This window comes from Suilimivivens sp. (genome assembly GCF_037359455.1).
In the GTDB taxonomy this organism is placed as follows: Bacteria; Bacillota; Clostridia; order Lachnospirales; family Lachnospiraceae; genus Suilimivivens; species Suilimivivens aceti.
In genome coordinates this window covers 1-20071 of the sequence record NZ_JAXXXI010000050.1, presented here as the reverse complement: position 1 = coordinate 20071, position 20071 = coordinate 1, and the positions used below count along the sequence as shown (strand labels likewise).

The following is a 20071-nucleotide window of genomic DNA, read 5'->3' as shown; positions in this document are numbered from 1 at the left end:
TTCCGTCCTTCCCTCAGAGGTCTCTCTGTAATGATAGAATATAACTATTTTATTGCTAATTCTTTAATTATCTTCTACTTTTCTAACACTATCTTGACATTTTCGTCCAAAACAGTAAAAATGAAGGTAATCTTTCTTAAAGGAGAACCACTTATGGAGCCAGGATCTGTTCTTTCCAGACAACAATATGAAGAAAAAATCAGCCATACCACCGCCGATCTTCCCTTTGCCCTGCACAGGCTTTCCTATCCGGCCGGTGCGGATATTCTCTTTTACCAGCACTGGCACAAAGAGTTTGAATTCATTATGGTCACCGGAGGCTGCCTTGAGCTTACCGTAGAAAGCAGAACCCATATCCTGCAGTCAGGAGAAGGTGCTTTTATCAATGCCTCCTTCAGCCACAGTGGAAGAAGCGCCTGTTCACAGTCCTGCTCCTTCACCGCACTGGATTTTTCCTATGAGCTTCTGGACGAAAACCCTCACAGCCACTTTTCCCGGAAATATATCAATCCTGTGCTGGAAGGATATCTTCTTTTCCCGGAAGCAATTCATCTGTCAGGGAATACCCTGCTCCTTTGCAAGGCTGCTTCCTGGCAGTCCAAACTACTGTTTACATTAAGAGAAATCGAAAGCTGCCCAGACGACATTCTTTCCAAAAGAGAGCTCTTTCTGAAGTCCCGGATCTACCTGCTTTGGGAGCTTTTGTTCCAACAGGCACAGCCAGACGGTTCCGGGAACCGCCAGGAACGCCATAACAGAGAACGGCTGTCTCCTGTGCTTTCTTATATCCGGGAACATTTTTCAGAAGAAATTTCCCTTGCGCAGCTTGCCAATATAGCAGCCCTGAGTGAAGGACGGTTCTGCCGGATCTTTAGGGAAACCATGAACCAGACCCCTTTCCAGTACATCATGCACTACCGGGTCATGCAGAGCTGCAGCCTCCTGACAGAAACTGATCTTCCCATTGGTGAGATCGCCCTGCGCTCCGGTTTTAACAATATCAGCTACTATAACAAAACCTTCCTGAAACAGATCGGCTGTACACCGAGGCACTACCGGACCTATACTGTTTTCGGAACCTCTGGCTGATCCCGCCTCTCACGGCAGCCTGCTAAAGCGCACCACAGAAAAAACTGCAGGATATCCTACAGCTTTTTCAATAAATCCGGTAATTCTCTTAAATCTGTTATTTCATAATCCGGGATGATTTCTGTCTCATTCTGACTCTCTTTCTTGTGGAACCAGATCGTTCTGACACCGGCATTGATCCCGCCAAGGATATCTGATGTCAGGCTGTCCCCTATCACCACTGCTTCATTCCTGTCAAAATCCGGAATCCTTTCAAAGCATCTGTCAAAATATTCCTTCGATGGCTTATTGACTCCGATCTCCTCAGAGATGAAAACATCTTCTACATAGTCCCGGATGCCTGCACTTGCGATCCGTCCCTTCTGCACATGGGCCGTTCCATTGGTCACAATATAAATCTGATATTCCCCTGAAAGCTTCTGCAGAAGCTCCTCCGCATAGTCCATGAAGTAATGCCCCTCTCCAAGAAATCCTTCATACAGGCGGGCCGCTTCCTCTGCCTCCCGGTCAATTCCAAATTCTTCGAATAAAAGCAGAAAACGGCGTTTCTTTACCGCTTCACGGTCAAGCTCTCCCTTTTCCAGCAACTTCCACTGTGCCAGATTGATCTTATTATACCGGTCCAGCATATAATCTGTCGGCTCCAGGGAAAGGGCACTGAGCGCCTTCGTCAGTGCAAGCCTTTCCGCCTTATCAAAATCAAGCAGCGTATTATCCAGGTCAAACAGTAGTTTACGTAACATATTATTTCTTAATTCTCTCATTCATCTTTTTTAATACTTCCTGAAGATCTGCCCGTTTCAGTCTGCCATTGCTGAAGGAAAGACCGGAACGGAGAGGGGTATATTCAAACATTGCCGCCATCATATCTTTGGAAATTGCCTCTGAACCAGAGCCACCCTCGCTGCCGCCAAAGTCCATAAAGCCGTTCTCCATCAGAGCCTTTACAATATCGCTGACTCTTTCATCCCTCATGGCATCACCTATAAGGGAATTTTCGTCATAATGATCTGCCAGCAGATAAGTACCGGTTACAGTCACCTTTTCAGAAAGTACGATATCCCGGCTGGAACGTCCGATCTCGACCAGGAAATCACCCGGCTCCACATAGAAATCATGTACCTTCGGCTCATAATAAGCAAAGGCTCTCTTAGAAAGCGCAAAGGTTACCGTCTTTGTTTCTCCAGGCTCTAAAGCAACCTTTGCAAATTCCTTCAGTTCTCTTACAGGACGTACAGCACTGCTCTCCAGATCTCTTACATAAACCTCTACCACTTCCTTACCGGCCATCTTACCAGTGTTGGTCACATCTACACTGACGGTCAGCGTATCAGAGTCCTTCATGGTTTCCTTATCCAGCTTCAGATTAGAATAAGCAAAATCAGTATAGCTCAGTCCATAGCCGAAGGGGAACAGGACATCCATTTCCTTGAAGTCATAATAACGATAGCCTACAAAAATTCCTTCCTTATACTCTACTGTATCCTGTCCACCGGGGAAATTCAGGTAGGAGGGATTGTCAGAAAGCTTTAAGGGGAAGGTCTCTGACAGCTTACCACTGGGATTTACCCTGCCAAACAGTACATCATACTCAGCACCGCCGACAGCCTGTCCGCCAAGATAGGCCTCGATCACACCCTTCACCTCTGAAATCCAGGGCATTTCCACAGGGGAACCATTGTGCAGGATCACTATTACATTCTTCTGTACTTCAGTAACACGGCGGATCAGCTCATTCTGGCAGTCAGGCATTCTCATATGCTTCCTGTCATAGCCTTCTGATTCAAAATTATCAGGAAGTCCGGCAAAGATCACTGCCACAGCTGCATCCTTTGCTGCTTCCACAGCTTCTGTAATCATCTGCTCATTGATCTCATCCCTGTCATCATCATAGCCCTGCGCATAAACATAGTCCATTCCCTCTTCCAGACAGTCAAGGAATGCTGTCACCTTATGGCAGTTGATATGGGAGCTGCCGCCGCCCTGGAATCTTGGCTTCTTCGCATATTTTCCGATAACTGCCAGCTTCTGCTCTTTGCTAAGCGGAAGGATATGGTCTTCGTTTTTCAGAAGCACCAGTGTTTCTCCGGCAATCTCTCTTGCCAGCTCATGGTCAGCATCCCTGTCAAATACCGCGTTTTCCTTTCTGCCTTCCTGTGCTCTGTAAACGATATTTAAAATCCTCTCAACTGCCTGATCTACAACTGCCTCGTCCAGCTCACCCTTCTTTACTGCTTCTACGATCAGGGCATCATTTTCACCAAAGGAGCTTGGCATTTCCAGATCAAGTCCTGCCTTTAAACCCGGCACTCTGTCATTGACAGCACTCCAGTCACTGACAACAAAGCCTTCATAGCCCCATCTTTTGCGGAGGATATCCGTCAGGGTTTCCTGATTTTCAGAACCAAATACACCGTTGATCCTGTTGTAGCTGCACATTACTGTCCAGGGCTTTGCATTTTTGACCGCACCCTCAAAGGCTGACAGATAGATCTCATGCATGGTTCTTTCATCCACCTCTGCAGAAATGGACATTCTTCTTGTCTCCTGATTGTTCAGGCAGAAATGCTTAATGGAGGTTCCCACATTCTGGCTCTGCACACCTTCGATATGTGCGGTGGCAATTTCGCTTGCTGCGTAAGGATCCTCAGAATAATACTCAAAGTTACGTCCGCAGAGCGGGGATCTCTTAATATTCACTGCAGGTCCAAGGATCACGCCTACGTTTTCTGCCTGACATTCCTTTCCAAGCGTCTCTCCTACACGGTGAAGAAGCTCCCTGTCAAAGGAGGATGCCATGGCACAGCCTGCCGGAAAGCAGACAGCCTTGATACTGTCATTTACACCAAGATGATCTCCCTCCAGATCCTGCTTTCTCAGTCCGTGAGGTCCATCGGACATCATCATATCCGGAATCTGCAGTCTCTCTACTGCTTTGGTATGCCAGAAATCCGCTCCGGAACAGATCCCTGCTTTTTCTTCCAGCGTCATTTCTGAAATCAGCTTCTTTAAGTCTTTCATAGTCCCTCTTTCTGCTGCACTGCAGCCCATTCATTTATTGTTTATCTGCACCACTTGCTGTCATTCTCTTTTCGTCCATAACAGCTTTTCATGGTTTCATCATATCGGATCCTGCTTTTTCTTTATATCATAATTTTTATTTTTATGTTATGATTTTCATATATATTTATAGAAAAAAGAGGGATCATTTCTTATGGCAAACATCAATGAGAAACGACTGAAATATCTGGAATTTGTAAACCGGGAAAACAACTTCAGACACCTTCGTTATGAAGAAGAGATCAGACCCTATCTCTATATGAAGGCCGGAGATCCCAGAGCTCTTGACGCCTACAGGCAGCTCATTGACTCTCCCCTCGTTGGTCATTTGTCCGACGATCCATTACGAAACCGGAAATATCTCTTTGTCTCTGCAGTAACTCTGACCACCCGTTATGCGATCGAGGGCGGCATGGATCCGGAGACAGCCTATAATATCAGTGATCTTTTTATCCAGGAAATGGATACCTGCCAGAGCACAGATGCAGTGAGGACACTGGAACTGGAAATGGTCAAGGTTTTTATCACCCAGCTTGCAAAATCAAAAAAAGAGACCGTTTATTCCAGACCGGTCGTGCAGTGCATTGACTACATCTACTACCATCTGAATGAAACAATCTCCCTGCAGGAGCTTGCTAAGGAAACAGGGCTCCATCCAGGCTACCTTTCCACTCTTTTTCACCGCGAAATGGGAATGACCCTGACGGAATATATCCGCAAGCAGCGCATTGAAACAGCGAAAAATATGCTTCTCGATTCTGAATATTCTTATGCGGAGATTGCCGCCCTTCTGGCTTTCAGCTCCCAGAGCCACTTTACAAGAGTCTTCCGGGAAGAAACCGGCTATACGCCAAAGGCTTACCAGACCCACTTCTTCCGCGCAGGAATCGGACAGCAGCACTAACCTGAGACAGCCTCCCCACTTTGGGACGATGGTCTGCCGGCCGCCTTTACAGTCCCTCCTGCTCTCTGCGTTTCAGCTCCGGCAGTACCGTACAAAGCATGGTGATAAAGCAGGCGCACCCTCCGATCAGGTTGGAGATTGGCTCGGCCCAGAATACACCATCCACTGACAGCCCGGCAACTTTGGGAAGAAGCAGTGTCAGCGGCACAACAATAAAGGCTTTCCGGAGCAGAGAAAAGAATACTGCCTTGCCCGATTTGCCAAGCGCCACGAACACATTCTGTCCGGTAAACTGCAGTGCCATAAAGCAGAATCCAAAGAAATAAATATGAAGCGCCGGAACACCCTTTTCTACCAGCTCCGGGGAATCATTGAAAATACGGATGAAAAATTCCGGAAACAGTTTGAGGACTCCCCAGATCAGAAGCGTATAGCTTACACAGAGTCCCGTGACAAACCAGATCGCCTGCTTTACCTTATGATAGGCCTTTGCCCCGTAATTAAAGCTCATGACCGGGGATGCCCCGCTGGTAATGCCGTTCACCGGCAGTGTACAGATATCTCTGACAGAATTTAATACTGTCATAACACCGACATAAATATCGCCGCCATATATCTGCAGCGTTGCATTGCAGGCCACCTGCACCAGACCATTGGTAAAGCTCATGATAAAGCCGGACACGCCAAGTGCCATGATCTGCAGCACCCGCTTCCCGGACAGCTTCAGCCGGTCAGCCTTCAGCCGGAGTACCGCTTTTTTACCTGTCAGAAACCGCAACACCCAGATGACCGAAGCAAGCTGTGACAGGATCGTTGCAATGGCGGCTCCCTGTACGCCCATTTTCAGTACAAAAATAAACAACGGATCCAGGACGATATTCAGCACTGCGCCGATCAGAACCGAAAACATACCGATATTGCCAAAGCCCTGACTGTTGATAAAGGGATTCATTCCTACAGAGATCATGACAAACAGGGTGCCGAGCAGATAGATCCTGATATAGCTGCCTGCGTAAACAAAGGTCGCATCACTTGCTCCGAACAGATACAGCACCGGCTTATAAAACAACAACCCTGCCACCATTAGCACAGCGCCTGTCAGTACAAGCATCAGGAAGGAATTTCCCATAAGGTATTCCGCTTCCTCTTCATTTCCCCGTCCCCGCTCCATGGCACAAAGAGGACCTCCGCCATTACCAAAAAGCAGCGTAAACGCAGAAACCAGCGTAATGATCGGGAAGCACAGTCCGACGCCTGTCAGCGCCAGTGTTCCCACCTCCGGGATCCTTCCAATATACATTCGGTCTACGATATTATAAAGAAGGTTAAGCAGCTGTGCCACGGTCATGGGTACTGCAACCTCCATTATGTTTCTATATATACTTCCCTGTGAAAAGTCTGTCTGGTGGGTCTTCATGTCAGTTACTCCTTTTTCACCCACATTATAAGTTCCCTTTTCCTGATTCGTCAATCGGTAGGAATGGGAATTTTCTCCTGTAAAGAAATTTTCCAGCCTTTCAACCGAAAATTGATACTATCTGATTTCCCTAAATTATTATTTAAATTTAAGTTTCACTGAGCAAGCTGAACTTTTCTTGCTTTTTACAGTTTTATATGCTATCCTTGAATAGAGGAAAAGCCAGAGAGACGGCCTACCCTCTATAGCTTGGCAAAACTTTGTAGTTATGCCGTCAACTATTGCGAGTAGTTGGCGGCTATTTTCTTCCCTTAAAGATTGCATAACACAATCCAATAAGGGTAACAATGAACATACTGAACTCTATAAGCTCTGAATATGTAACCATTGGCATCGCCCTCCTTTCTTTTGTCCGGAGGGATTAGCCCCTCCTTAACAGAGGGTGACCGCCTTTGCTCTCTGACTTTTCTTGATTGACATTATATCAGACACATTTTGATCTGTAAACCGCAATAAAATAACAAATTCATCACTGTATTGGCCTGTATTTTTAAAGACAGTGTAACACAACTTAATGTTGATGATGAAATTGTAATCTATTATAATGGTGACATTGCAGAAACTTATCCGGCAGAGATCGATACGGTCTACGCCATCACATTAAAATAATATAAATCAGGATTAATCAAATCTGGCATTCGCCATTTCAAATTCCTTGATCAATCCCCGCAATAACTTGGTCTGTTCATCTGTCAGTACAGAACTTTTTATCATTCTGTCATCGGACAGACCAAGGAGATAATCTGCGGAAACATTGAAAATCTGGCATATATTTACCAATACTTCCAAAGAGGGATATTTTGTTCCCTGTTCATAGGCAGAAATGGAGCCCTTTACCAAACCAAGACGATTTGCCAACTGCTCCTGTGTCATTTTCTTTTCTGTTCGAAGTTCTCTAATTTTTTCGCCCATGAAAATCATATCTGCTGTCTCCCATACTTTTATAGTATAATCTATGGATATCTACCCAAAGTATTCTTATATTCTATTAGTTGACTACATGGGAATATTATGTTAAACTTCACCTGTAATTATTCTGATATCAAAAATACAAAGAAAAGGGTTGGAAAACGATGAAACACAACTTTTTAATTCATGAGGAGGAATTATTATGAGAAAAAGAACGATTGCACTTGTTGCTTTCCTGTTAACCGGCACTCTTTTTACTGCCTGCGGTTCAGAAAGCAATGTTGAGACAGCCACTTCTGAATTTTCAGAAGAAGCAGACACCTCTGCCGAAGAGTCTCCTGCTGACACAGAAACTGCTGATACAGCTTCTGCCCCTGCTGTTGATCCTGAAGAAGAATATAAAAACGGTTATGACTACTTATTATACTATGATTCTGAAATTAACGAAGGTACCAGAGACTATCCTGTTATTCTTGGTTTTAACTATCCTTATAAAGCTGATTCCAAAAATAACAGTGCTTTTGCACCTTCACGATACGACTTTGATACAAAATATACCGAAGTAATAGATTCTGTTCCTTGCCTTGCTACTGATTACTTTACCATCACCTCCGAGCAATACGAAATCACCTCTGACAATAAATTAATCTATACTGCTCCCAACTTTCCCGGAGAACAGGATGATACCGATGTAGAGGAAAAAGGTGAAGTGGAAACTCCTTACGGTACTGCCAAAGTCTATTTTGCAAAAACCCATGAAGAAGGCTTTGACGATCGCTGCAAAGAAGTAGCTCTGCTGAATACCGGCGACTACACAGTTACTCTCATCTGGGGTTCCTCTGGCGATCTTGAGGAATATTCCGGCACTCTGGAAACTTTGATTCCACTTGTCTTCTCTCCTATCGAAGTTTCCGATGATCAGAAGATCCAGATTGATGAAAACTCCATATCTGCAGATGAATCATACAGCGTTCTTATGAAAACAGGCCCCTATTATAATGATAAAGTTACTGTTTTTGGCTTTAATCCCATTCCTGAATCCGAAAACTGGTATGGTTCTTCTACTGTAACAGCTGCAGACGGAAGTTCTAAAAAGTTTCAGATGAAGGATCGGAACAGGTCTTCCGAATCCGACTGGGGAAAACAACACGGCTCCGTTATTGTCACTTATGACCCTGCCTATTTTAATTATTTCTTTGGCGGCCGTGGTATGGTTACTATGGATGAAAAAGCCAGTGTTGAAACTCCTTTCGGTACAGCAAAGATTTTTTATGCTACCCGTCAAGAAACTGTATTTCCGGAGTCAGAAGAAGTTGCTGTTATCAATAATCTTGGTACAAATATCGTTATTGATTATTGTCCTTATGACAGTTTTTCCGATGGCACTTACCGTGGTAAACTGGAAGAAATTATCCCCAAACTTTTTAATTAACATAATATGCACATCATTTTCCGCCTCTCACCAGCCGTTATTATCTCAAAGTAATAGCGGCTGTTTTCTTGCCATCCCGTTTTCACAGTGCTACTATAAATACGTAAAGTTATACTTGAACAGGAGGTATTTACGATGAATACAGATTTACTAACACTCATGGAAACAAGAAGAAGTGTGCGCAGCTTCAAGCCTGACATGATTCCCTCTGATGTCATTGATCAGATCATTAAGGCCGGCACCTATGCAGCCACAGGTATGAACAGACAGTCACCCATTATCATAGCTGTTACAAATAAGGAAATGCGGGACAGACTTTCCAGAATGAATGCAAAGATCATGGGAAGTGACAAAGATCCCTTCTACGGTGCTCCCGTTGTCCTCATTGTTCTCGCTAAAAAGGAAGCACCGACCCACGTTTACGATGGCAGCCTTGTCATGGGCAATCTGATGCTGGCAGCACATGCACTGGATATTGGAAGCTGCTGGATCCACAGAGCCAAAGAAGAATTTGAATCCGCAGAAGGCCAGGAAATCCTGAAAGATCTCGGCATCGAAAGTGAATACGAAGGAATCGGCCACTGTATCCTCGGTTATGTTGACGGAGAGTACCCCGCTACGCATCCCCGCAAGGACAACTGGGTCTATTACGTGAAATAATGATACTTTTTAGCCTGATACAACCTGAAAAACGATACTTACTCAAACAAATACGCATATTTCTTCATCTGGGAGAGAAGAATATCCCTTACCCGGTTCTTCTCTTCCGGAGAATATATGCTGATCTTATCAAGCAGATCATTCACATCTTTCGCACGAAAATTGAACTTCAAATGATTCCCATACAGTTTTTCTGCCAGATCAAGCTGCTCATCAAAATCTGAACTGATCGTCTTTGCCCGGACTTCCTTTATCTGCAGATATACATCTTTTCCCAGTGGATAATCTAAAGATGTATCTGCCAGCAGACCTGCTCCATTGTCAAAAATTGGACTGTAGGCAAACTCCCCATCCCCGTTCATCATGATAGCAATATTATGAGTGTGACGATCCTCATTCAGGAAAAAAGCATCTATGGTAAACAGCTTATTCATATATGCACCAAAATCAGGAAGCTTTGTGACCCGTTCTACCTGTTCCACCAAAAAAGTCAGTCTTTTCTCTGGCTCCGGGATTTTGAAAACAGACTGATAAAGACTCTGTCCAAAAAAAGTTTTAAACAGCCTTTCCAGCGTAATCAACTGCCATCCTTCCCTCAGAAAATTATTACTCATCACCCCGGAATAAACTGATGCTTTATACTTGACCTGTTCAGGCTCATACAGGACAAACTCATCCTGACGCAGAGAAGATTTCATCAGGAGATGCGAGATCATATATTCTGCAAGCCCCTCATATCCGGTATAATCTGCTTTATACCATATTCCGTTGTTTTCCCATTTTAACTGATTTCCCTTGGAAGACTGTCTGTTATTCTGTCTTTCATCCTGCTCAAAAAGTTCTACCATCCCATTCCCCCATCTAACGTTCTATCTGGATCCAGAAATCATCCTCTGCCATTCTGCCCGCCGTCTTTTCTATGATCATAAGGGGGTCATAAAACGGCAGATCCAAATCCTGTAACACCAGTTTCATTTTGTCCCTGCTGGCAGGAAAACATCTGGATTCCAGAAATTCTTCATACATCCTGTAGTCCGGATCCTCTACTTTACCAAATGCCCTGAACATAAGCTTATCCGTGTAATTGACAATGTGCACCCTCTGTTCCATTTCATTGACATCGATCAGTGTACAGGGCTTCTGCCGGTACATATACCAAAGTCTGAGAGGATACTCTCTTTTCGGAACCTGAAGCTGTTTTGGATAATCCGTATAACGATCCAGCATCTGAAGCAGCAAAACTACAGGCCCTGTAATATTCTCCTTACTGGTTTCCCAGCGCTCTACTGTTGATTTTGCGCAACAGATCAGTTCCGCAAACTCCCTTTGTGTCAGCTTCAGGCGTTTACGCAAAGCCCTGATCTCTTCTGCAGTTGTGTACGCCGGTACTGCAAAAAGTCTTTCTTTCATAAGTTCCTCCAAAGAGAAAAACCATTAAAATGAGTGTTTTTTCTTTTATTTTACCCTCATTTTAATGGTTTTAATCATTTCCGTCAATATTTATTATTCCATCCACCAGCTCCAGTGCGCCGCATCGGCCCTATCCATGATCTGTGGCATATTCATATGTAATACCTTTTCGATAATGTACTGACCCAGGAAGATCTTGCTGATCCAGGAATTGTCACTTGTCTCCGAAAGCTTGAAGCCGCCGTCCTCAAACAGGCAGATGCCGGGTACCAGTACCGTCTGTATATGCTCCTTCAGCGCCCTGATCAGCCTGCCATGCTTTCCATCCTCTGATACTGCCTCTGGTTTTCCGAAAAAGACAGGATAAATGATCCCTTCAATGACCGGTACGATCGCCATGGTTCCTTCTCCATCGAAAAGAGCTGGAAACCGTTTCTTTTTCCTGTCAAAATAAGCAAGCATATGCTCCTCACAGTTATCGGCTGCACTGTCAGCCTGCTCCTGATACTCCTCCATGGGAAGCTGTTCAAACATGCTGCCAAGTGCCAGATAGGAAGCAAAACACTTCATGGCAATATAACTGTTTCTCCTTGCCTGTCCAAGGCTCACATCCAGTGAGTCATAAGTCGTGATCTCACTGCCGCCCTCGCACCTGGAAGAATCCACATCCATGATACCGTCCGAGATCAGCCCGTCACGCTTCTGCATGGACTGGAAGCACTCCACCAGTGTCTCTTTCCTGGACAGAAGCCATACCGTGTTACCGGTTCTATACGCATACACCGCTGCTGCCAGGATCCAGTTGCAGAGCTGCTCCTGTGTCATATAGGAAAAGCAGTCCGTCAGATAGGGAATCTCATAGCTGGATTGTCCCTTTGGTGTAAATACATAGTGAGAACCCATGTCATGGGTAAAAGAGATACTGCACTGATCCTTATAGGAATAGGATTCCACAAAGAAATCCAGTGCATTCCTCACTGTCCAGGGATGATACCGGCACTCAAAGAAAAGATGATCAATCAGCAGATCAAAGGTATTCATCATCAGGAAAGTTCCTTCGTTGACGATCCAGCGGCTCCTTTCTCCTTCCTTCATCAGCATGGAACTGATATAAAAGGACTTTACCGACTGACAGAACAGCTTCAAAACCATAGCCGTCTTTGGAGATCACACCACAGCGCTCTTCCCCGCACATCTGGCTTAAAAACTGCTTGCCCTTCATATTGCCAATGCCAAAGAAGCCTTGGATCTCCTGCTCCCCATCCCTGTTGTCCACACAGAATCTTGCCACGATGGCGGGAAGCGCTTTTGACTTTACCTCCGGTTCCTCTCCTCTTTCCACATCAGAAAGCTCTGTCACCCGGTTCATCAAGGAAAATGAAAGTCTCCCTGTCTGGAACGTGTCAGTCGCAAGCCCGAAGCCTCTGCTGACCTCCTCTTCAGTAAAGGCATGCTCCTGAAGCTCTGATCCATTCTCATCTTTGGCGAAGCTGTCCTTTTCCGAAGAAATGCTTTTCTCATAAAAAGGCAGCATAGATAACGTATTTCCTTCTTTGTATCCGATAAAAATATCCTGATCCGGGATTCTGTCACTCTGGAGGCAAAATCCGCCGCCAAGTCCAGCAAGTCCCATGGCAAATCCCGCATTTGCCCCGATCGGGCTGTGGATCGCCTGAAATAAATCTGTACTCATTTCCTTTCCTCCTGTGCCGGATCAGATATTTTAAATCCTGCCGGCATTTTTAACTTCCTGCTTTCATTTCACCTACCATTCTATCATATTCTTCCTCACTGATCCTGTATTTTTTACGGATCAGCAAATAGGCCGCCAGCAGCATCAGTACCAGTATCAGTACCAGTGCAGAGATTCCCTGATTCAGTGCTCTCACCAGTTTTTTTCTGTGGTGTCCACAGCTGTCTGGCATCTCCAGATCCATCCCGGCAGATCTGCGTAGGCACCCCAGTCGGAAATGACAACACCGTCAAAGCCCCATTCCTCTCTCAGAATCTCTATCAGAAATCTCCTGTTTTCACAAGCGTACGTTCTATTCAGGCAGGAGATGAGGACAGCCTCATGCAGACCATCTCCGACTATTTTAACCATGGATTTATTATTGGACGAATGTCCCTGAATGAAGCAAGACAGTGGAAATACTGGGCGGTTTCCGTCGTTGCCATTGCGATCCACTATGCAATCCTTGGCGGGCAGGAGGCGCTTTCCTATCTACAGGAAAAAGCGCTGGAGCTAGTACGTGCCGTCCATGCTGCCAGAAGCAAAAACGCACTTCCTCCCAAGTACACAGAGTGCGGTTGGTTCCTTCATATTTACCTTGAAAAAAATATACTCTCGTGTTATATTGAACATAGAAAAAGGGAAAGCCAGAGAAGCGGCTTACCCCGAATATTATAGCATCAACCTTTTATAAAAGGTCGGCCGTCATTATTCGCAGTAATGGCGGCTATTTTCGTTTTCCCTTGAAAATCATGTAACACAATTCCACAAGGGTGCAAATGAATATTCCAATCCGAATTAAATCAGAGTATGTAACATACATCGGCAACGCCCTCCTTTCTTTCGTCTGGAAGGTTAGCCCCTCCGAAAAAAGAGGGTAAGCCGCCCGGCTCTCTGGTTTCCCATATATCTATATTATCATCTAACAGCATATCTTTCAATTAAATTCTGATCAGATCATCTTTTCTTGAAAGATTTTCGGGAAAGACTGTATTTTCGGACAGACGGTTATTTATATGATGAAACCAGAAATTTGCTGACACAGGAGTTTGCTGATATATCGATCGTAAATAATATTGTAGAACAGATCGCATCCGGCGAAAATACCCTTAACACAATCGCAGCTAAAATCGGTGAAAAAGAACCAACCGTATTGTATTCATTAAATAAGCTGATCAATGTCGGGCTTGTTGAAAAGAAAAAATGTATCACAGACGAAAAGAATAAGAAAAAAACGCAGTATGTTTTGAAAGACTATATGTTCAAGTTCTGGTATGAGTTTATCCCCAAAGCTACCAGTGTTATCGAAATGGGACAGGGTGCACTTTACTATCAGAAGGCTGTTAAACCGGTTTTACATTCTTTTATGGACACTGTATTCGAGGAAATGTGCAGATATTATACTTTAAAGCAGGGAATCACAGGTGAATATGGCTGCTTTCTCACTTCAGTGGGTTCCTGGTGGGGCACAGAAAATATCACAGACAAAAATGATAACATAAGAACACAATCCGCAGATATTGATGTTGTTTCCATATCAGAGTTAGATAAAAAGGCTGTTATTGGGGAGTGCAAATTTAAAAATGAAAAGATAGATAAGGGGATTTATGAAACTCTGATCCGAAGAGGAAAGCTGATAGCAGCAAAATACAAAGTTTCAAAATATATTTTCTTTTCCTTATCCGGATACACTGACTGGTTTAAGGATTTGAAAGATGAAGATGTTTTACTGCTTACACTGGAATCTCTTTATGAATGAGATCTATAAAACTTCCTGGATATCAACCATTGCTTCATTGAGACTGTTTCTTGTCTACAGGATTCCATCCTCATTCTCCTCCCCATATTCCATTTCCCACTTCTCTTCATTCTTATCTGCCGTCTGCTTAAGTGCCCTGCCAAGTCCTGTCAGGGCTGAGAAAGGGGCAAACTGGGCCGCTCTGTTCATTCTCGACATCCTCTCATGCTTCTTACTCGCAGGATGCGGCAGATCTATGATATCCTCATACGAATCTTTCATGGTTTTCTGATTTCTCCTTCTTCTGCTCCGGTTCACTGTCCGCTGTCCCGGCACGGTGTCCCCCGATCTGCCCGTTCCGCTCTCTGGCAGTCGCACCATCCAGGAAGTTCATGCCTTTCAATACAGCATTTTTCCCATACTTCTTTTTAATTGAAAGAAGTGCCTCCTGTACCTTACGCTCCTTCTCCAGCTCTTCCTTCTCATGCTCTCTCTCCTGATCCTTTTCCTGATAATCAGTAAAAAGATCAAGCTGTTCATAGCTTTCTTCTTCCCGGATCTCTTCCTCACTGACCACATGATTGGTCGTCACGCTCATCCTTCTGACCAGAAGCTCCGGGTTCACGATCCGGTCATACAGCGTAAGCGTAGCTTCTATGATCATCCTGGCTGACGCGGTCTGCCGTTTCAGGTTAATGGAACCGTGAGCCGGCTTCGGAACCTGTCGTCCATAGCGGTCTGTCGTCACAGGTCCCTTATATTTCCGGCGGATCTCCGGATTACTTAAGGATTCTATGTCATACCCTATATCCAGTACAATCTGGTCTGTCACCAATTTCTTATCTACCAGATCAAGAGCCGCTCCGTCTGCCATCTCATGGATGACCAGCCTGGCTTTGTCGAAGGAATAAGGATTCTGCAGCACCTGTCCGGAGCAGAAGCTGTTATTCTCCGGCTTATAAGCCTTCACATCTGCGATCGTACACGGTTCATATCCCCAGGCATGGTCGATCAGAAGCTCTGCGTTCACACCGAAAAGCTCATACAGCAGATCTTCATTATGGAAATCCTCCGGCTTCCCAACAGAGCATCTGGCCACATCACCCATGGTATACATTCCATTCTCTGCCAGCTTTCTGGCATAGCCCCGCCCTACCCGCCAAAAATCGGTGATCGGCTTATGACCCCAGAGCTGCTGCCGGTAGCTCCTCTCTGTCAGCTCTGCGATCCGCACACCATCTGCGTCCGGTGCCACATGCTTGGCCACGATATCCATGGCGATCTTGCACAGATACATATTGGAGCCGATCCCTGCTGTAGCTGTAATACCGGTACTCCCAAGTACATCCCTGATCATGGTCATGGCAAGCTCATGGGCTGTCATACCGTATGTTGGCAGATATCCGGTGACATCAATAAATACCTCATCAATGGAATACACATGAATATCCTCCGGTGCCACATATTTCAGATAAATATTATAGATAGCCGTACTGTGCTTTATATACCGCGCCATCTGGGGCGGTGCCACGATATAATCTATGGCAAGCTCCGGATGTGCCTTCAGCTCATTTGCAAAGTGTGATTTGCCGGTAAAACGGCCTCCCGGTGCTTCCATGCGCCGCTTTCTGTTAGCCTCCTTCACCTTCTGGACCACTTCAAACAGTCTCGCCCGCCCCGGGATCCCATAGGCCTTCAAGGAAGGAGACACGGCAAGACAGATGGTTTTCTCTGTACGGCCTGCATCCGCTACGACCAGATTCGTATTCAGAGGATCCAGTTCCCGTTCCACACATTCTACTGATGCGAAAAAGGACTTCAGATCGATCGCAATATAGCTTTTCTCTTCCATACAGCAATCTCCTTCCGCTATTTCCTACTAAAATGTTAACACCGCATCAGTCAGTCTACAATACAGATTCTCGTCTCCTTCTTCCCTGTAAGTTTCAAAAGTTCCTTCTACTACAACATCTGTATATTCCTCAGGATATTCGTCCGGATACTTATGGCTTCCATCTCCCCACACAAATTCCAGCCCCTGTGCGCAGCAGGCTGTTGCATCCTGAATAATACAATAATAATAGTAGCTTTGCGTTGGTTCATAATAAGTTGCGTAAAAGCTTCCCTCCATCCGAAATGTCTTACCTTCATAATCTTCCGGCAGGATCATCATCTGATAAACTGTTGCATATACCATATCACTGCTCATTGCTGTCAGATCATAATCTACGGTAGTTTTCCCTTCCGGCTCTGCTCCAGCAGTTTCCTCTTCCACCATATCATCTGCTGCATCATTCGGTATGGCTGTTTCTTCTGGCATTTCGACAGTAGGTGATTCCTCCTGCACTGTTTCATATACTTCCTCTTCAATTTGGCGAACGATCAGTTCTTCAACAGAGCTGGAACTGCTGACACCTTTGATCTTAGTATTTTTGTGCTTACATCCGGTTATCAGTGCAATACATAACAATATGAAAATACCTCTTTTTACAGATCTCATGCCTTGCCTCCTGTTGCTTTTCCCACCAGACAGCAGACAAGAAAAGCCACCATATCTGCTGCAACAATTGTAGAGCCTACCGGTGTACCGGCTAAAATTGATACAAGAAGTCCAATAACCGCACACAGCACCGACAGACAGACAGAACAAACTGTAACGCTGAAAAATGTCCGAAATATCCGCATTGCGGACAGTGCCGGAAATATAACAAGTGCCGATATCAGCAGAGATCCTACCAGATTCATTGCCAGAACAATAATTACCGCTGTAATCACTGCTATCAGCAGATTATAAAAATCTGTTTTCATTCCGGTAGCCTTTGAAAAAGTCTCATCAAAAGTTACACAAAAAATCTTATGATAAAATAAAATAAAAATAACTACTACAATAACAGACAGCAGACAGCATAAAGTAACCTGTCCCTGTGTCAGCGTCAGAATAGATGTCGAGCCGAATAATGTACTGCATACATCTCCGGAAAGATTAGGTCCCGTAGAAAATATATTCATAAGCAGATAACCTATTGCCAGCGCCCCCACTGAGATCATGGCAACTGCTGCATCTCCCTTTATCTTCGTATCCTGTCCTGTACGTAACAGTAAAATTGCACAAATTACAGTAACCGGCAAAATAAACAGCATATTATTTGTAAAATTTAAAACAGAAGCAACTGCCATTGCTCCAAACGCTACATGTGACAGCCCATCTCCAATAAAAGAAAAACGTTTCAGCACCAGCGTAACTCCCAAAAGAGAGGAACAAAGTGCAATCAATATACCCACAATCAAAGCATATCTTACAAATGGATATTCAAAATAAAAGATTAATTTATCAATCAAAGTCCATCCTCCCTATAAACCGGCCCGATCTCTTTTTAATTTCAGATATTCCTGCTTTGTACCATAAAATACAGTCTTTCCCATGCACATAATATGGCTGGCATACTTAACTGCTGCCTCAATATCATGTGAGATCATAATGATTGTGACTTTTTCTTCATTGTTTAACCGTTCAATAAGCCGGTACATCTCTTCCGCTGCCCTGGGATCAAGTCCTGATACCGGTTCATCCAGCAGCAATATCTTTTTTGTTGCACAAAGCGCTCTGGCAAGCAGAACTCTTTGCTGCTGTCCACCGGACAGTTCCCGGTAACATTTATTTTTCAGATGTGTGATCTGCAGCTTTTCCATCATTTTCTCTGCAGTTTTCTTCTCTGCTTTGTTATAAAAGGGACGAAGACCACAGTGGTTCTGACATCCGGAGAGAATAATTTCTCTCACGGATGCCGGAAAATCCTTTTGTATTACCGTCTGCTGTGGCAAATATCCAATTTCATCACTTTTGACTCCTTCTCCAGTCAGAATTGATCCTCCGACTGGCTGCTGCAGATGAAGCAGAGTTCTCATCAGGGTTGATTTTCCAGAACCATTTTCTCCTATAATATACAGATAATCTCCCTGATTTACAGAAAAACTGATGTTCTTCAGAATGGCTCTGCCATCATAACCTATACTTAAGTTCCGACAGGTAATTTGTGCCATGATTCCTCCTACTGCAATGCTTCTTTCAGGACATTCAGATTGCTCTCCATGACTGAAAGATATGTAGTTCCATTTGCAACATCTTCTGAGGTTGTGGACTGCATGGAATCCAGTGTCAGGATACTCTGATTTTTATCCCTGGTATTCTCAATAATAGTTTTCGCTATTTTCTGATCCGATTTTTCAATCGTCATGACATATTTAAGTCCAAGCTCATCCACTTTTTCAGCTAGGAAAGAAATAGTTTCAAAGCTGGCTTCACTCTCGGCAGAGCAGCCCGCAAAGGCAGCATAGTAGCTCAAGCCGTAATCATCCACCAGATAACGGAATGGGAAACGATCGCCAAACAGCAGCGTCTTCTGTGGAGCATCCTTTACTGCATCCTGGTAACTGGTATCAAGGGATGCCAGTTTCTCCTCATAAGCCGTTAAATTCGCATCATACATATCCTTATTTGCAGGATCTGCTTTTTCCAGTGCTTCTGCAATTGCCTTACATAAGGTTTCCGCATTTTTCAGAGAAAGCCATACATGTTCGTCATATTCTTTTTCTTCATGTTCCAGCATATCTTCTGCGATCTCCGCACCAGTCATGTCAGCAGGATAATAAGTAGGCCAGTTTTCCATCTCTTCCGACAAAGCATCAAAGCTGTCATTACCTGCATAAATATGGAAATGCTCTGCCTTTCCAGGTGCTATACCATGATCACTGAACTGTACATATTTAGGAGCATCTGACGATCCACTGACAGCTTCAAAGAAATAACGGACTCCACGGTTACCGGATTCATAATCATAAATCTGATATCCTTTATATTCGTAGGATGCTTTTGATGCGACTCCGTTTTTTGTAAATTCCATTGTGCCGTTTTCACCGTCAATTACAATTTTTTCTACATCTGTTTTATATCCGGTTTCGTAATATGCCTTGTATTCCTCTGCTGTTTTATCACCATTTTCAGCCTTGCGCTCCATTACCTCATCCAAATCTCCATCTTCCAAATAAGGATAAACAGACTGCCAGTCACCTGACCAGTCAGACAGGCTTCTGTCCTGTACATCACTGTCGGCAAAATGAGAATATCCATGATTATGTCCTTCTTCAGCCTGCATGCCTGGCATTGCTTCTTCTGTTTTTACAGTATCTTTCAATACCTCTAACAGATTGATCACCTGCATATCCTTATTGACCGCTTCCTTCAGGGCATCCTCAACCCATTCATCTGATTCTCCGCCAACATATACAAAAATATCACAATCAGATATTTTCATAATATCGTCTGCTGTCGGCTGATAGCTGTGCAGATCCACTCCATTATCAAGAAGCATTGTAAGATCAATATTGGAAATCTGATCTCCGGCAATCTGACGTACCCAGTCATATTCCGGGAATATCGTTGTCACAACTTTAAGCTCTGTTGTATTTTCAGTTGAAATGTCAGAATTTTTTTGACTGCAGCCAGCAAGACAACAAATTGCCATAACGGCTGCTATCAGTAAAGAAATGTATTTTTTCATGAAATAAAGCCTCCTGTTCTAAATTTTCCTAAAAAAAGGTACAAAAAACAGAAGGTACTGTGATATCATCCATCCTGTACCCTTCTGTTTATATAGGCTTTA

22 protein-coding genes are annotated in these 20071 nt (G+C 44.3%); 6 read left to right on the top strand and 16 right to left on the bottom strand.

Translation table 11 applies throughout. From position 1 onward, the window contains the following. The first annotated feature begins 153 nt into the window (after nt 1–153). Nucleotides 154–1089, top strand: coding sequence for an AraC family transcriptional regulator (locus WJQ40_RS10525; RefSeq protein WP_337539992.1), 936 nt, complete (start codon nt 154–156; stop codon nt 1087–1089). Nucleotides 1090–1145: 56 nt separating this feature from the next. Here the strand turns inward: WJQ40_RS10525 and WJQ40_RS10520 are convergent, their stop codons facing one another. Further along, the gene (locus WJQ40_RS10520) at nt 1146–1832 is read right to left on the bottom strand and encodes a YjjG family noncanonical pyrimidine nucleotidase (protein ID WP_337539990.1); all 687 of its coding nucleotides are present in this window, start codon (nt 1830–1832) and stop codon (nt 1146–1148) included. 1 nt (nt 1833) lies between these two features. Further along, complete coding sequence (locus WJQ40_RS10515; RefSeq protein WP_337402778.1) at nt 1834–4110, bottom strand: glycoside hydrolase family 3 C-terminal domain-containing protein; 2277 nt, start codon at nt 4108–4110, stop codon at nt 1834–1836. Nucleotides 4111–4303: 193 nt separating this feature from the next. Here WJQ40_RS10515 and WJQ40_RS10510 point away from each other — a divergent pair, with 193 nt between their 5' ends. Beyond that, a complete protein-coding gene (locus WJQ40_RS10510; RefSeq protein ID WP_262574295.1) occupies nt 4304–5053 on the top strand; it encodes an AraC family transcriptional regulator in 750 nt (249 codons plus the stop codon). 46 nt (nt 5054–5099) lie between these two features. On the opposite strand, the gene WJQ40_RS10505 is transcribed toward WJQ40_RS10510, so the two are convergent. From WJQ40_RS10505 to WJQ40_RS10495, 3 genes are all read right to left on the bottom strand, one after another. Then, a complete protein-coding gene (locus tag WJQ40_RS10505; RefSeq protein WP_337402783.1) occupies nt 5100–6470 on the bottom strand; it encodes an MATE family efflux transporter in 1371 nt (456 codons plus the stop codon). A 298-nt stretch (nt 6471–6768) separates the two neighbouring features. Further along, nucleotides 6769–6825, bottom strand: a complete 57-nt coding sequence (locus WJQ40_RS10500) for a hypothetical protein (protein WP_334307705.1) — start codon at nt 6823–6825, stop codon at nt 6769–6771. A 326-nt stretch (nt 6826–7151) separates the two neighbouring features. Further along, nucleotides 7152–7442 carry a helix-turn-helix transcriptional regulator gene (locus WJQ40_RS10495; RefSeq protein ID WP_337402782.1) on the bottom strand — a complete coding sequence of 97 codons (291 nt, stop codon included), beginning with the start codon at nt 7440–7442 and terminating at the stop codon, nt 7152–7154. Nucleotides 7443–7641: 199 nt separating this feature from the next. Between WJQ40_RS10495 and WJQ40_RS10490 the strand changes: the two genes are divergently transcribed. Then, a complete protein-coding gene (locus WJQ40_RS10490; RefSeq protein ID WP_337539986.1) occupies nt 7642–8871 on the top strand; it encodes a hypothetical protein in 1230 nt (409 codons plus the stop codon). Nucleotides 8872–9006: 135 nt separating this feature from the next. Further along, entirely contained in the window at nt 9007–9531 is a 525-nt protein-coding gene (locus WJQ40_RS10485; protein WP_337539982.1) for a nitroreductase, read from the top strand. Between the two features lie 38 nt (nt 9532–9569). On the opposite strand, the gene WJQ40_RS10480 is transcribed toward WJQ40_RS10485, so the two are convergent. The 5 genes from WJQ40_RS10480 to WJQ40_RS10460 form a co-directional block, all read right to left on the bottom strand. Beyond that, the gene (locus tag WJQ40_RS10480; protein WP_337539981.1) at nt 9570–10379 is read right to left on the bottom strand and encodes a hypothetical protein; all 810 of its coding nucleotides are present in this window, start codon (nt 10377–10379) and stop codon (nt 9570–9572) included. Between the two features lie 13 nt (nt 10380–10392). Next, a complete protein-coding gene (locus WJQ40_RS10475; protein WP_337539980.1) occupies nt 10393–10941 on the bottom strand; it encodes a helix-turn-helix domain-containing protein in 549 nt (182 codons plus the stop codon). Nucleotides 10942–11034: 93 nt separating this feature from the next. After that, nucleotides 11035–12036 carry a glycoside hydrolase family 52 protein gene (locus WJQ40_RS10470; protein ID WP_337539977.1) on the bottom strand — a complete coding sequence of 334 codons (1002 nt, stop codon included), beginning with the start codon at nt 12034–12036 and terminating at the stop codon, nt 11035–11037. Further along, nucleotides 11969–12634 (bottom strand): glycoside hydrolase family 52 protein, encoded by a 666-nt coding sequence (locus tag WJQ40_RS10465; RefSeq protein WP_262574306.1) that lies wholly within the window; start codon nt 12632–12634, stop codon nt 11969–11971. Before WJQ40_RS10465 ends, WJQ40_RS10470 begins: the two co-directional genes overlap by 68 nt. Nucleotides 12635–12683: 49 nt before the next feature. Further along, entirely contained in the window at nt 12684–12878 is a 195-nt protein-coding gene (locus WJQ40_RS10460; RefSeq protein ID WP_337539973.1) for a hypothetical protein, read from the bottom strand. A 137-nt stretch (nt 12879–13015) separates the two neighbouring features. Between WJQ40_RS10460 and WJQ40_RS10455 the strand changes: the two genes are divergently transcribed. Together WJQ40_RS10455 and WJQ40_RS10450 are read left to right on the top strand one after the other, a co-directional pair. Continuing rightward, nucleotides 13016–13351 carry a hypothetical protein gene (locus tag WJQ40_RS10455; protein ID WP_337539971.1) on the top strand — a complete coding sequence of 112 codons (336 nt, stop codon included), beginning with the start codon at nt 13016–13018 and terminating at the stop codon, nt 13349–13351. 289 nt (nt 13352–13640) lie between these two features. Next, on the top strand, nt 13641–14432 hold the full coding sequence (locus WJQ40_RS10450; protein WP_337539969.1) for a DUF234 domain-containing protein: 792 nt from the start codon (nt 13641–13643) through the stop codon (nt 14430–14432). Nucleotides 14433–14486: 54 nt separating this feature from the next. On the opposite strand, the gene WJQ40_RS10445 is transcribed toward WJQ40_RS10450, so the two are convergent. The 6 genes from WJQ40_RS10445 to WJQ40_RS10420 are packed head-to-tail and all read right to left on the bottom strand — an operon-like array spanning nt 14487 to nt 19933. Beyond that, on the bottom strand, nt 14487–14693 hold the full coding sequence (locus tag WJQ40_RS10445) for a hypothetical protein (protein ID WP_262574311.1): 207 nt from the start codon (nt 14691–14693) through the stop codon (nt 14487–14489). Continuing rightward, nucleotides 14677–16263, bottom strand: a complete 1587-nt coding sequence (locus WJQ40_RS10440; RefSeq protein WP_337539965.1) for a DNA methylase — start codon at nt 16261–16263, stop codon at nt 14677–14679. Before WJQ40_RS10440 ends, WJQ40_RS10445 begins: the two co-directional genes overlap by 17 nt. 27 nt (nt 16264–16290) lie before the next feature. Continuing rightward, the gene (locus WJQ40_RS10435; protein WP_337539962.1) at nt 16291–16911 is read right to left on the bottom strand and encodes a hypothetical protein; all 621 of its coding nucleotides are present in this window, start codon (nt 16909–16911) and stop codon (nt 16291–16293) included. Then, nucleotides 16908–17750 (bottom strand): metal ABC transporter permease, encoded by an 843-nt coding sequence (locus WJQ40_RS10430; protein ID WP_337539959.1) that lies wholly within the window; start codon nt 17748–17750, stop codon nt 16908–16910. The genes WJQ40_RS10435 and WJQ40_RS10430 overlap by 4 nt, the downstream gene beginning before the upstream one ends. A gap of 12 nt (nt 17751–17762) precedes the next feature. Next, complete coding sequence (locus WJQ40_RS10425; RefSeq protein ID WP_337539957.1) at nt 17763–18452, bottom strand: ABC transporter ATP-binding protein; 690 nt, start codon at nt 18450–18452, stop codon at nt 17763–17765. Nucleotides 18453–18460: 8 nt separating this feature from the next. Further along, nucleotides 18461–19933: a ZinT/AdcA family metal-binding protein gene (locus tag WJQ40_RS10420; protein ID WP_337540032.1), complete on the bottom strand. Its 1473-nt coding sequence runs from the start codon at nt 19931–19933 to the stop codon at nt 18461–18463. Nucleotides 19934–20071 lie beyond the last annotated feature (138 nt).